Annotated in this window: 13 protein-coding genes and 1 pseudogene; 6 read left to right on the top strand and 8 right to left on the bottom strand. The window is 61.8% G+C overall.

Going from position 1 to position 12,981, the window contains the following annotated elements; genetic code table 11:
* Positions 1-82 precede the first annotated feature (82 nt).
* Positions 83-397: a DUF2834 domain-containing protein gene (locus tag GIV26_RS24650; protein ID WP_034127600.1), complete on the bottom strand. Its 315-nt coding sequence runs from the start codon at positions 395-397 to the stop codon at positions 83-85.
* Between the two features lie 192 nt (positions 398-589).
* On the opposite strand from GIV26_RS24650, the gene GIV26_RS24645 reads away from it, so the two are divergent.
* The gene (locus GIV26_RS24645; RefSeq protein ID WP_089041805.1) at positions 590-2,299 is read left to right on the top strand and encodes an amidase; all 1,710 of its coding nucleotides are present in this window, start codon (positions 590-592) and stop codon (positions 2,297-2,299) included.
* Between the two features lie 161 nt (positions 2,300-2,460).
* Here GIV26_RS24645 and GIV26_RS24640 read toward each other — a convergent pair whose 3' ends face one another.
* Positions 2,461-2,694, bottom strand: a complete 234-nt coding sequence (locus GIV26_RS24640) for a DUF6434 domain-containing protein (protein ID WP_003190852.1) — start codon at positions 2,692-2,694, stop codon at positions 2,461-2,463.
* Between the two features lie 153 nt (positions 2,695-2,847).
* Between GIV26_RS24640 and GIV26_RS24635 the strand changes: the two genes are divergently transcribed.
* Positions 2,848-3,279, top strand: a complete 432-nt coding sequence (locus tag GIV26_RS24635) for a nuclear transport factor 2 family protein (protein ID WP_034125989.1) — start codon at positions 2,848-2,850, stop codon at positions 3,277-3,279.
* A gap of 7 nt (positions 3,280-3,286) precedes the next feature.
* Here the strand turns inward: GIV26_RS24635 and GIV26_RS24630 are convergent, their stop codons facing one another.
* Entirely contained in the window at positions 3,287-4,612 is a 1,326-nt protein-coding gene (locus GIV26_RS24630) for an aminotransferase-like domain-containing protein (RefSeq protein WP_236282571.1), read from the bottom strand.
* 89 nt (positions 4,613-4,701) lie between these two features.
* Here GIV26_RS24630 and GIV26_RS24625 point away from each other — a divergent pair, with 89 nt between their 5' ends.
* The 3 genes from GIV26_RS24625 to yghX are packed head-to-tail and all read left to right on the top strand — an operon-like array spanning position 4,702 to position 7,070.
* Positions 4,702-5,592 carry a DMT family transporter gene (locus GIV26_RS24625; protein ID WP_034125991.1) on the top strand — a complete coding sequence of 297 codons (891 nt, stop codon included), beginning with the start codon at positions 4,702-4,704 and terminating at the stop codon, positions 5,590-5,592.
* 51 nt (positions 5,593-5,643) lie between these two features.
* Complete coding sequence (locus GIV26_RS24620) at positions 5,644-6,138, top strand: PaaI family thioesterase (protein WP_054897340.1); 495 nt, start codon at positions 5,644-5,646, stop codon at positions 6,136-6,138.
* A 44-nt stretch (positions 6,139-6,182) separates the two neighbouring features.
* On the top strand, positions 6,183-7,070 hold the full coding sequence (yghX, locus tag GIV26_RS24615; RefSeq protein ID WP_105226988.1) for a YghX family hydrolase: 888 nt from the start codon (positions 6,183-6,185) through the stop codon (positions 7,068-7,070).
* Positions 7,071-7,223: 153 nt separating this feature from the next.
* On the opposite strand, the gene GIV26_RS24610 is transcribed toward yghX, so the two are convergent.
* Entirely contained in the window at positions 7,224-8,096 is an 873-nt protein-coding gene (locus tag GIV26_RS24610; RefSeq protein ID WP_236282570.1) for a LysR family transcriptional regulator, read from the bottom strand.
* A 129-nt stretch (positions 8,097-8,225) separates the two neighbouring features.
* Between GIV26_RS24610 and ampC the strand changes: the two genes are divergently transcribed.
* Positions 8,226-9,368 carry a class C beta-lactamase gene (gene ampC, locus GIV26_RS24605; protein ID WP_236282568.1) on the top strand — a complete coding sequence of 381 codons (1,143 nt, stop codon included), beginning with the start codon at positions 8,226-8,228 and terminating at the stop codon, positions 9,366-9,368.
* A 193-nt stretch (positions 9,369-9,561) separates the two neighbouring features.
* Here ampC and dctM read toward each other — a convergent pair whose 3' ends face one another.
* The 4 genes and pseudogenes from dctM to GIV26_RS24585 all read right to left on the bottom strand — a co-directional run.
* Entirely contained in the window at positions 9,562-10,842 is a 1,281-nt protein-coding gene (dctM, locus tag GIV26_RS24600) for a C4-dicarboxylate TRAP transporter large permease protein DctM (protein ID WP_014718351.1), read from the bottom strand.
* Positions 10,842-11,474: a TRAP transporter small permease gene (locus GIV26_RS24595; RefSeq protein WP_034125996.1), complete on the bottom strand. Its 633-nt coding sequence runs from the start codon at positions 11,472-11,474 to the stop codon at positions 10,842-10,844. Before GIV26_RS24595 ends, dctM begins: the two co-directional genes overlap by 1 nt.
* Positions 11,475-11,675: 201 nt before the next feature.
* The gene (locus GIV26_RS24590; RefSeq protein ID WP_236282566.1) at positions 11,676-12,659 is read right to left on the bottom strand and encodes a TRAP transporter substrate-binding protein; all 984 of its coding nucleotides are present in this window, start codon (positions 12,657-12,659) and stop codon (positions 11,676-11,678) included.
* 214 nt (positions 12,660-12,873) lie between these two features.
* Positions 12,874-12,981: pseudogene (locus tag GIV26_RS24585) on the bottom strand (CoA ester lyase); the annotation flags it as partial.

Genomic DNA, 12,981 nt, shown 5'->3' with positions numbered 1-12,981 from the left:
CGAGCAAGCCAGCTCCCACTTTGGATCGTCGTGTGTCAGTCAGATCAGCGTCGCTGGCAGGTCGTCACGGGAGCAACAAGCCTCACTTCATGGCCCGGCGAGAAAATCCATTAACCACGATATAGAGCAAAGGCCCTACCGACACAAACACTGCCGTCAGTAAAAAATACGGCAGCACTGAGACCATCGACCGCCCTCGCCTACGCGCATCCCGGTACATCCACACACACGCCAGCACCGCCATCAGATACAGGTCAATCACCACCTGCGCCGTATCGGGCCGGGACATCAGTTCCCATCCAAATGCCAGCAGTGACTGCTCGGCCGTGAGCATGGTCGCCACCGTATAGAGGGTAAACCCGAGCAAGGCAGCCAGGGCGATATAAGGTCTGTGCATGGTCTCTTCCTTGAAGTGCAACGTTAATCAGCGCGGCCACCTTAGCGACAAGAGGCTGCCGCTCGCAATGTTGCTGACGCCTTGCTTGGTGATGTCGTTCCCGCCGCCTACACGAAGTATGCCGCGCTGGTTTTGTGAAATATCTGTACGTAGACTGCCGCCATACCCCCACTTGAAGGCGGCGAAAAAAACGTGATGCAAGTTACTGAAGTCTCTATTGCCCAATTGCGCGCTGCGCTTGAAGCCGGCCAGACCACGGCGGTCGAACTGGTGCAGGCGTACCTGGCGCGGATCGATGCCTACGATGGCCCGCAGACGGCCACTGCGCTGAACGCCGTGGTGGTACGCAACCCCGATGCGCTCAAAGAAGCCCAGGCGTCCGATGCGCGCCGCGCCAAGGGGCAAACCCTGGGGCCGCTGGATGGTATCCCCTACACGGCCAAGGACAGTTACCTGGTCAAGGGCTTGACGGCTGCATCCGGCAGCCCGGCGTTTGCCAAGCTGGTGGCCCAGCGCGATGCCTTCACCATTGAGCGTCTGCGTGCCGGTGGCGCTATCTGCCTGGGCAAGACCAACATGCCGCCGATGGCCAATGGCGGTATGCAGCGTGGCGTGTACGGTCGCGCCGAAAGCCCCTACAACGCCGACTACCTCACCGCGCCGTTTGCGTCGGGTTCCTCCAACGGCGCTGGTACCGCCACCGCCGCCAGCTTTGCCGCGTTCGGGCTGGCTGAAGAAACCTGGTCCAGCGGTCGCGGCCCGGCCTCCAATAATGGCTTGTGTGCCTACACCCCGTCCCGTGGCGTGATTTCGGTGCGCGGCAACTGGCCACTGACCCCGACCATGGACGTGGTGGTGCCTTATGCACGCACCATGGCCGACCTGCTGGAAGTGCTCGACGTCGTGGTGGCCGAAGACCCGGACACACGTGGTGACCTGTGGCGCCTGCAACCCTGGGTGCCGATCCCCAGCGTCACCTCGGTGCGCCCGGTGTCCTACGCGGCGCTGGCAGTCGACAGCGAAAACCTGGCCGGCAAGCGCTTTGGCGTGCCGCGCATGTACATCAACGCCGACCCGGATGCTGGCACCAGCGAAAAACCCGGTATCGGCGGCCCGACCGGACAAAAGATCCACACCCGCGCCACGGTGATCGAACTGTGGCAAGCCGCGCGCCAGGCATTGGAAGCGGCGGGTGCCGAAGTGATCGAAGTGGATTTCCCGCTGGTGTCCAACTGCGAAGGCGACCGCCCCGGCGCGCCGACGGTGTTTACCCGTGGCCTGGTCTCTAAAGAGTTCCTCCACGACGAGCTGTGGGAGCTGTCTGCATGGGCCTTCGATGATTTCCTGCGTGCCAACGGCGACCCGCACCTGAACCGCCTGGCCGATGTGGACGGGCCGAACATCTTCCCCCACGACCCCGGCACCCTGCCCAACCGTGAAGACGACCTGGCCGCCGGCATGGACGAATACGTGCGCATGGCCCAACGCGGCATCACGCCATGGGACCAGATCAGCACCGTGCCCGATGGCCTGCGCGGCCTGGAGCAAACCCGGCGCCTGGACCTGGAAGACTGGATGGACACCCTCGGGCTGGACGCCGTGCTGTTCCCCACCGTGGCCGACGTAGGCCCGGCGGATGCCGATGTGAACGAAGCGTCTGCCGACATTGCCTGGAGCAACGGCGTGTGGGTGGCCAACGGCAACCTCGCCATCCGCCACCTGGGCGTGCCCACCGTCACCGTGCCGATGGGGGTGATGGCAGACATCGGCATGCCGGTGGGGCTGACCTTCGCCGGGCGTGCCTATGACGATTCGGCGCTGTTGCGCTTTGCCTCGGCGTTCGAAGCCACCGGCAGCAAACGGATGATCCCGCCGCGTACGCCACCGCTGGCGGCTATCTAGCTGGGCTCCTCACTCAAATGCGGGCTTGCTGTGGCGAGCAAGCTTGCTTGCGCTGGGGTGCGTAGCGCCCCCAAAAAGCCGGCTCCAGCTGCGCTGTCGAGCGGGAGCAAGCTCCCTCGCCACAGCAAGCCCGCTCCCACACTTTTTGTTCATATTTCAGTTCAAACACCGTGGTGCGAGGACCGAAGCACCTCGTTGCGACGCTGCCACTCCTCCACCACATCCCCCAAAGTCTTGGGTGCGCCGTTACGAATCCACGCCATGAATGGACGGTTGAACTTGAACGCCGGGCCACACTGCTCAAGCATAAAGCGGCGCACGTTCTGGGTGTTTTTATAGCTAGGGGTGACGGGTGTAGCGCGGGTGATGACGTCGCTGTGCCAGTCAAAATCCATGATGTACCTCGGCTGCGCGGATGTGATGAACACTCTAGCGCCTACTCACCTCAAGCTCCTGCAAAATTTCACTTTCCTTCCGCCTTGAGAATATTGCATGGTTGTACGACGACATACCTCGTCGTATTTCTTAACAACAATAAGGAAACACCCATGTCCAACTTCAAAGTGCTGATCGGATTTCTGTGCCTCTTCTCCGGCTACGTCGCCGCCGCGCCCGGCGCCGCCGAGAGGGATGTAGCCCAGGCAGTCGATCAATTGACCCAAGCCATGCTGCATCTGGACCTCAAGCAGCTTCATGCACTGACGTCCGACAAGCTCACCTACGGCCACTCCAGCGGCAAGGTGCAAAACAAGGCGCAATTCATTGCCGACCTGGAAACCCATACCAGCGCATTCAAAACCTTGGAGATGCAAAACCAGACCATCACCCTCAACGGCGATACCGCCCTGGTGCGCAACCACTTCCATGCCCTGGCGGTGAACAGCGGTGTGGACACACCAACCGATATCGACAACTTTCAGGTTTGGCAAAAACAGCACGGCCAATGGCTGCTGATTGGGCGCCAGGCTTACAAGTACTGAGCAAACCTCACCACGCCACCACCTTGCGCACCTTCGCCAGCGCCTCACGCAATGCCGCCATGGGCACCGAACCCAGGGCCAGGCGCAGCGCGTGGGGCACCTGGGCCGAGACCGCGAACGGTTCGGCGGTTGAAACCGAGATGCCTGCGCGCTGCAACGTCATGGCGACCTGATCGGCGCGGGCGTCTTCCGCCAACGGTAGCCACAGAAAGTAGGAGGACGGGTGACTGATGGTCTTCACGCCCCTCAGCACCTGTGCTGCCAACGCTTGACGAGCCTGGGCATCCGCACGCTTTTGCGCCTCCAGTTGCGCCACCGTGCCGTCTTCGAGCCAGCCCACCGCAATCGCGCTCATCACCCCCGGCACGTTCCAGGTGGTGGCCATGATCGTGCGTTCCAAGCCGCTTACCCAAGCCATAGGCGCAGCGATAAAGCCCACGCGTAAACCGGTGGCGACACTCTTGGACAGCCCGCCGATGTACACCGTGCGCTCCGGTGCGAGGGTCGCCAAGGGCGGCGGTGCTTCTTCGGCGAGAAACGCATAGGCGCTATCCTCGATGATCATCAGGTTGTGCTGCCGGGCGATTGCCACCAAGCGCTCGCGCTGCGCCAGGCTCATCACCCAGCCCAGCGGGTTATGCAGGGTCGGCATGCTGTACACCGCTCGCACCGGGCGCTGGCGACACAGGCTGTGCAGGTGGTCAAGATCAGGGCCGTTGGCCGTGACTGGGATGGCGACCAGTTCCAGGTGCAGGGTTTCGGCCAGCACCTTGAACCCCGAATAGGTCAGTGCATCCACCGCGACCACATCCCCAGGCTTGAGCAAGGTCATCATGCTCACCGCCAGGCCATGCTGGGCGCCGCTGACCACCAGCACCTGCTCGGCTTGCACCGTCAACCCTCGGTTCAACAAGTGCCGGGCCACGGCGGCGCGCTCGTGCACACGTCCGGCATGGGGCTGGTAACGCAGCAACGCCTCCAGGTCGCCAGACAGGGCGAGTTGGCGCAACGCCGTGCGCAGCAACTCGGCCTGGCCCGGCAACGACGGGTAGTTGAAATTCAGGTCAAGCAAACCCGCCGCAACCGTCATCTGCCCACTGCCCTGCCCCGGTGGCAAGGCAATCTCACGCACGAAAGTGCCGCGCCCGGTTTCGCCACTGACCAGGCCCATGGCTTCCAGCTCGCTGTACACCCGGCTGGCGGTGACCAGTGCCAGGCCATGCTCGGCGGCCAATTGGCGATGGGTAGGCAACCGCGTGCCGGGCTGCAATTGGCCGCTGCGGATGGCCTCGGCGAAGGTATCGACCAGCGTCTTGTAGCGAGCACGGGGCATAGGGCTGTATCCATGACAATTTTTTGATTGTCTTAATCTTCAATCCTAGGATGCCCAGCACGCAACTGCCATTTTCGGACAGGTCCCCCATGGAACGCACTTCTCCTCTCGGCACTCTGGACAGCAGCACCCAGGGTTGGATCAACGGTTTTATCGGTGTGGTGATTTTCAGCGGCTCGCTGCCAGCCACGCGCCTGGCGGTCATGGAATTCGATCCGGTGTTCCTGACCATGATCCGCGCCACTCTCGCGGCGCTACTAGGGTTGTGCCTATTGGGGGTATTCAAGGAAAAACGCCCCACGCGCCAGCAATGGGCACCGCTGGTTATCGTCGCGCTTGGCGTGGTGATCGGCTTTCCACTGCTGACGGCCCTGGCCCTGCAGTACGTGACCTCGGCCCACTCCATCGTCTTTATCGGCCTGCTGCCACTGGCTACGGCGGTGTTCGGTGTGCTGCGCGGCGGTGAACGGCCGAGGCCGGTGTTCTGGTTGTTTTCGATCCTGGGCAGCCTGTTGGTGATGGGATATGCCGTTGCCCAAGGCTTGAGCGCCGCACCCGCAGGCGATGTGTTGATGCTGTTGGCCGTGCTGGCATGCGGCCTGGGGTATGCCGAAGGCGCCAAGCTGTCGCGCAGCCTGGGCGGCTGGCAGGTGATCTGCTGGGCGCTGGTGGTGTCGCTGCCGGTGGTGGCGCCCTTGAGCCTGTTGTTGGCGCCGTCCACCCTCAGCGGTATCAGCTTGCCGGCATGGTTGAGCCTGGGCTACGTGGCGGTGTTCAGCATGTTGATCGGCTTTGTATTCTGGTACCGCGGCCTGGCCCAGGGCGGGATTGCCGCGGTCGGCCAGTTGCAGCTGCTGCAACCGTTCTTCGGCCTGGCGCTGGCAGCGGGTTTGCTGCATGAACAGGTCAGCCTGGGCATGGTGCTGGTGACGGTGGCGGTGATCGGCTGCGTGGCCGGGGCGAAGAAGTTTGCTCGCTAACCCCTGGCCTGCTAAATAGAAGCGTCGCCCAAACAACAACAAGGACTCTGCATGCACAGCGCTTCTCTCCAGGACACCACGGCGCCGGAAGGCATCTGCTACGGCTGCGGCAGCAGCAACCCTCATGGCCTGCACATCAAGAGCCGCTGGGATGACGATGGCGTGCACGTCATTGCCGAGCATCAACCCGAGGCCAAATACAGCGGCTGGCCAGACCTGGTCTACGGTGGCCTGATCGCCATGCTGGTGGACTGCCATTCCAACTGGACCGCCATGGCCTACCACTACCGCGCCGAACAGCGTGAACCCGGCAGCCTGCCGCGCATCGACTGCGTCACCGGCAACCTGGGGATCAAATTCATCAAGCCCACGCCCATGGGCGTGCCCCTGGTCCTGCGGGCGCGGGTCGAAGGCGAAATCGGCCGCAAAAGCCGGGTGGTCTGCGAAGTGTATGCAGGCAGCGTGCTCACCGCCGTCGGCGACTCGGTGTTCGTGCGCGTCGACACCGGGCAACTGGCCGCCGCCGCCCATGGCCGCGAGGTTTGATCCTGGTCTACAGTGACGGCAACCGCTAATCGAGGACTGCACCGATGACTCGTCTGACCGCGAAAGACTTTGCTCCCGAACTGCTGGAACTCTACGACGGCTATGCCCACGGCAAGATCAACCGCCGCGAATTTCTCGACCGCGCCGCGCTGTTCACCCTCGGTGGCCTCACCGCTTCGGCATTGCTCGCGGCCCTGAGCCCCAATTACGCCTTGGCCGAGCAGGTGAAATTCACCGACCCGGATATCGTCGCCGACTACATCACCTACCCCTCGCCCAAAGGCAACGGCACCGTGCGCGGCTATCTGGTGCGCCCAGCCAAGGCGGCAGGCAAGCTGCCCGCCGTGGTGGTGGTGCATGAAAACCGGGGCCTGAACCCCTATATCGAAGACGTCGCCCGACGCCTGGCCAAGGCCGGCTTTATCGCCCTGGCCCCGGACGGCCTGACCTCGGTGGGCGGCTACCCTGGCAATGATGAAAAAGGCGTCGCCCTGCAGCAGACCGTCGACCCGACCAAACTGATGAACGACTTCTTCGCCGCCATCGAGTGGCTGATGCAGCACGACAGCAGCACGGGCAAAGTCGGCATCACCGGGTTCTGTTACGGCGGTGGCGTGACCAATGCAGCGGCGGTGGCCTACCCGGAACTGGGCGCGGCAGTGTCGTTCTACGGGCGCCAACCCGATGCCAAGGACGTGCCGCGCATCAAGGCGCCGATCATGTTGCATTTCGGTGAGCTGGATACACGCATCAATGAAGGCTGGCCGGCGTATGAGCAGGCATTGAAGGCCGCGGGGACGAGGTATGAGGCGTTTATCTACAAGGGCGCCAATCACGGTTTCCATAATGATTCGACACCGCGCTATGACGAAGCAGCGGCGAACCTTGCCTGGGAACGCACCCTGGGATGGTTCCGCCAATACCTCGCCTAGCCAAGCGCTGACTGTGGGAGCGGGCTTGCCCGCGAATGCGGTATGTCAGTCGCTGCACCTGTTACTGCACGACCGCTATCGCAGGCAAGCCAGCTCCCACCTTTGATCTTCGTTGCTGTGGGCATTGCGTTCGCTAGACTGATCAGCGTCACCTCAGGCAACACTCGCCTGCAACCACACTTTGAACGCCAACATCGCGGGTGTCTCAGCCCGCGACTGCAAGCGCGTCAACCAATAGCTGCCGGTGGTGATCCCCACCTCGAACGGCTGGCGGATCACATCGTTCTCCAATTGCCGTGAAAACATCAGGGCTGGCGCCAGTGCTACGCCAGTCCCTTGCAGCGCGGCCTCCATCATCGCCAGCGAAGAGTCGAACACCACGCTGCGCGGCATCCGTGTATCGCTGGGCAAACCAGCGGCCTGGAACCACAGGTTCCACTCATCGGCACGGTAGGAACGCAGCAAGGTGTGCTTCAGCACGTCAGCCGGGCTGTGCAGTTGTTCGGCAATCTGCGGCACGCACAACACCGTCAGCGGTGCCTCAAGCAAGGGGCAGGCGTCGGTGCCGTGCCACGCGCCGGCGCCAAAGCGGATGGCATAATCCAGGCCCTCGGCAGCGACATCCACGCGGTTGTTGTGGGTGGACAAGCGCAAGTCGATCAACGGGTAGCGGCTGTGAAAATCCGCCAGGCGTGGCAACAACCAGCCCACCGCAAAGGTACCGACCGCCCCCACCGTCAGGACTTCACGGTAATGCCCGCCTTCAAACTGATCCAAGGTCAGGGCAATTCGGTCGAAGGCGTCACGCAGCACGGGCAGCAGGGATTCGCCTTCGCTGGTGAGCATCAAGCCCCGTGGCAGGCGCTTGAACAGCGTGACGTTGAGTTGCGCTTCGAGACTTTTGACCTGATGACTGACCGCCGCCTGGGTCACGCACAGCTCAATGGCCGCACGGGTAAAGCTCAAATGGCGCGCCGACGCTTCGAAAGCGCGCAACGCATTGAGCGGCAGGTGGGAACGCAACATGGCTTGACCCAAACTTTTCTAATGGCAGGTGCGAGATATCATCGTTTGCCGACACCCGGAAATCCACCTACATTTGCCACGCCTGCGCAGGCTCCGATCGTCATTGCCTTATTTACATGGAAGCGAACCATGAAACACACCCTGAAAAAATATGCGGTTTCAGCTTTGTTGCTCGGCGCCGGCAGCTGCATGGCCGCCACCGATATGCGCCAGGTCGTGGACAGCCACGTCACCCCTCTGATGAAACAGCAAGGCATCCCGGGCCTGACGGTCGCGGTCGTCCAACACGGCAAGGTGCAATACTTTAACTACGGCGTCGCCGCCAAAGACACCCAGGCACCCGTCACCGAAAACACCCTGTTCGAAATCGGCTCAGTGAGCAAAACCTTCAACGCCACCCTCGGCGGGTATGCCCAGGTCGTCGGCAAGCTCAAGCTGTCGGACAGGACCAGCCAACATCTGCCCGTCCTGGCTGGCAGCGCGTTCGATCGCATCAGCCTGTTGCAACTGGCCACCTATACCCCCGGCGGCCTGCCGCTGCAGTTCCCGGATGCCGCCGACAGTGCAACCACCATGATGGATTATTTCCAGCATTGGAAACCCACTTATACGCCGGGAGAACAACGCCTTTACTCCAACCCCAGCATTGGCCTGTTCGGTTACGTGACCGCAAAAAGCCTGGGCCAGCCGTTCACCGTCGCCATGGAAAAAACCCTGCTGCCCAAGCTGGGCTTGACCAATACCTATACTCGCGTCCCCGCCGACAAGGCCGGCCAATACGCCCAGGGCTATGACAGCCAGCAGAAACCGGTACGCGTCAACCCCGGCGCCCTGGACTTCGAAGCCTACGGCATCAAGAGCAGCAGCCAAGACCTGGCCCGCTACGTGATCGCGAACATGCACCCGCAAACCCTGGAACAACCGGTGCAACAGGCCATTGCCACCACTCACGCCGGCTACTACACCGTCAACGGCATGACCCAGGGCCTGGGCTGGGAACGCTACCCCTACCCCATCAGCCTGCAAGCGTTGCTGGACGGCAACTCCACACCGATGGCGATGGAGCCGCACAAGGTCACCTGGTTGACACCCGCCCAGGCCGAGCCGGCCAACGTGCTGTACAACAAAACCGGGTCCACTGGCGGCTTTGGTGCGTACGTGGCGTACGTGCCAAGCAAGGACATGGGGGTGGTGATTCTGGCGAACCGGAACTACCCGAATGCCGAACGGGTGAAAGTAGCGCACGCGATCTTGAGTGCGATGGACCAATAAGGCCGCCATCGCAGGCAAGCCAGCTCCCACATTTGGATCGCGGCGCGTCAGTTAGATCAGCGTCCGCCGTCGGGTAGTCATGGGAGCAAGCTCCCTCGCCACAGGGCCTGCGTCGTCCCTGAGTTGTGTAGATAGCTATGCCCCGATGAGGGAGTGTCTGACCCACCGCCATCGGGGCAAGCCCCCTCCCACCCTACATTCCGAGCCACTGCGGCAGCGCCAGGGAAATGAACGGCAAGTAAGTCACCATGATCAGGAACACCAGCAAAATCATCAGCCACGGCATCGCCGCGCGAATAGTCTGCCCCAATGTCAGCCCGGTCACCGCCGAAGTCACGAACAGGTTCAGCCCCACCGGCGGGTGCACCAGGCCGATTTCCATGTTCACCACCATCACAATCCCCAGGTGAATCGGGTCAATGCCCAGCTTCATCGCAATCGGAAAAAAGATCGGCGCCAGGATCAGCACAATGGCCGAAGGCTCCATAAAGCTGCCGGCAATCAGCAGCACCACGTTGACCATGATCAAAAAGCCAATCGGCGTCAGCCCTTCGGAGATCACCCACGCGGTGATTTGCTGGGGGATCTGTTCGGTGGTCAGCACGTGGGCAAACAGCATGGCGTTGGCGATGATGAACATCAGCATGATCGACAAGCGCCCCGACTCCAGCAGCACCTTGGGGCAGTCGCGCAGCTTCATGTCCTTGTACACGAACAGCGCGACAAATGCTGAATACACCGCCGCCACTGCTGCCGCTTCGGTCGGGGTGAACATGCCGCTGTAAATGCCGCCGAGGATGATCACCAGTAGCAACAGGCCCCAGAACGCTCGGCGTGCACAGCTCAGCCACTCACGGAATGTTGCCCGGGGTTGGGCCGGTAGCTTCTTGATGCGGGCGACGATGTAGATCGCGACCATCAACATCAGGCCCAGCAGCAAGCCCGGAATCACCCCGGCCATGAACAACTTGCCCACCGAGGTTTCGGTCGCCGCCGAATACACCACCATCACGATCGACGGCGGGATCAGAATGCCCAAGGTCCCGGCATTGCAGATGATGCCCGCACCAAATTCCTTCGGATAACCGGAGCGCACCATGCCCGCCACGGCAATCGAACCCACCGCTGCCACCGTGGCCGGTGACGACCCGGACAGCGCTGCAAACAGCATGCACGCCAGCACCGCCGCAATCGCCAGGCCACCGCGGATATGCCCGACACAGGCGTTGGCAAAGTCGATCAGCCGCTGGGCCACGCCGCCGGTGGTCATGAAGGCACCGGACAACAGGAAAAACGGAATCGCCAGGAAGGTGTAGGCATCGCTGGTTTCAAACAGCTTGATCGCCAGGGAACTCACCGAGTCCTGGCTGAACATCAGGATCGACACCGCACCGGACAGCCCCAGGGCAATCGCAATCGGCACGCCCAGGAACATGAACACGAACAACAGCAAAAACAGACAGAGCACGGCCATCAGTGACGCTCCTCATGACTGCCGGCCAACTTGCTGGCCTCACCGGCCTCATCGGCCAACCCCAACCCGACCTGGCGGTGGGTAAAGATGCGGTAGAAAATTTCCAGGTAGCGGATCAATACCAACGCAAAGCCAATGGGCACGATCACCACGATGTCGCCGACATCGATGCCGAACTGGTCGAGGTCTTCGGCGCCGATATGCGCGGTCATCACCGCACTTACCCACTTGTAGCTGGCCACCATGAACAGCCCGGCATAGGCCAGGCAGCACAGGCAGGCGAGCATGCCGAGCAGACGCTGCACCGGGCGCCGGGTCAGCCGCACCAGCGCGTCCACACCCAGGTGGCCAGCAGTGCGCACGCCGTAGGAAATGCCGAAGAAAATCAACCAGCCGAACATGGCCTTGGTCAGCGCCACACTCCAGGTCATCTCTTGGGCCCACGTCATGCTGCCGTCGCCCAGGGCATTGAAGAAGGGGCTGCTCCAGGCCCATTTGTCGGCCAGGGTAAAGAACAGGGTGTAGACGTTGTTGAGCATGACGTAGACGAACGTCACCAGGGTCATGGCGGCCAGCAGGAAAGCAATAAAGCCTTCCTCCAGGTGCTCCCAGACGCGCCTTAGCGTTTGCATGGCAAAACCTCGCGAGGCAGAGATAGGTAAAAAGCCAGGTCAACCTGCTAGATCGTTCCCACACTCCGCGTGGTAATGCCGCCCCGGACGTTCCACGTCCTGTATCACGCCGTGCGTAAGGCGACGCGGAGCGTCACGGGATGCATTACCACGCGGAGCGTGGGAACGATCAGTCGCGGGCAAGCCCGCTCCCGCAGGGAATTACTGGTTGGACTGGTCCGCCGCCTTGATCAGGCCGGCCCCAATCTCGCTTTCGAACTTCTGCCACACCGGGCGCATGGCTTCGCGCCACAGCGCACGTTGCTCGGGGGTCAGTTCGATGATTTCGCTGGTCTTGGCGTCGATGATCTTCTGCTTGGCCGACTGGTTCAGCGCTTCGGCCTGCTTGTTCACCTCCACGGTGACCTCGGCCATGATCTGTTCCAGGGTGCTGCGCACATCCGGCGCCAGGCCATTCCAGAACTTCGCGTTGGTGATCACCATGTAGTCGATCAGGCCATGGTTGGACTCGGTGAAGTACTTCTGCACTTCATTGACCTTCTGGCTTTCATAGTTCGACCAAGTGTTCTCGGTGCCATTCACGGTACCGGTCTGCAGGCCCTGGTAAACCTCGGCAAAGCTCATTTTGCGCGGGTTGGCGCGGATCGCCTTGAACTGTTCTTCGAGCACACTGGAAGCTTGCACGCGGAACTTCAGACCACGGGCGTCCTTGGGTTCATGCAGGGCCTTGTTGGCAGAGAGTTGTTTGAGGCCGTTGTGCCAATAGGCCAGGCCGAGGATGTTTTTATCCTGCATCGAGGTCAGCAGTTGCTTGCCCTGGGCCGCCTGGAAACGGTCGACGGCGGCCAGGTCGTTGAACAGGAACGGCAAGTCGTAGATCTGCACTTGCTTGGTGTAGTGCTCGAATTTGGCCAGGGACGGCGCCAGCATCTGCACATCACCCAGCAGCAATGCTTCCATTTCCTTGCCATCGCCAAACAGCGACGAGTTCGGGTACACCTCGACCTTGACCTTGCCGGGCAGGCGCTCTTCAGCAAGTTTTTTGAACATCAGCGCGCCCTGGCCTTTGGGGGTGTTTTCGGCCACCACGTGGGCGAACTTGATCACAATCGGGTCTGCCGCCTGGGCCAGGCCAGCGGTAAACAAGGTGGCGGCGCACAGCAGCGCCCGGGAAAGCTTGAGCATGGGAATCACCTTCTTATTGTTGTGTTTAAGGCAAGGTGCCTGATGTTACGCGTGTCGTGAATTTCGAATTTTAGATACCTGCGTTCGGCCTGGCCGAACGCGTCCAGTGTGGGAGCTGGCTTGCCTGCGATAGCGGTGTGTCAGGCAACACAGACATTGACTGTTCTGCCGCTATCGCAGGCAAGCCAGCTCCCACATTTGGCTCCAGGTTCCGTCAGTCAGAGCTGGCAGTGAGCAGCCGTTGCGCGCGCAGCAACACCGGCGCATCCACCATCTGCCCATCAATCTGATAAGCCCCTGCCCCATGGGCGCCCGCCTCCAC

Origin of the sequence: Pseudomonas sp. PA-1-3F (genome assembly GCF_021609665.1) — a bacterium.
Lineage (GTDB): Bacteria > Pseudomonadota > Gammaproteobacteria > Pseudomonadales > Pseudomonadaceae > Aquipseudomonas > Aquipseudomonas paracarnis.
This window is presented reverse-complemented; position numbering and strand designations above follow the sequence as displayed.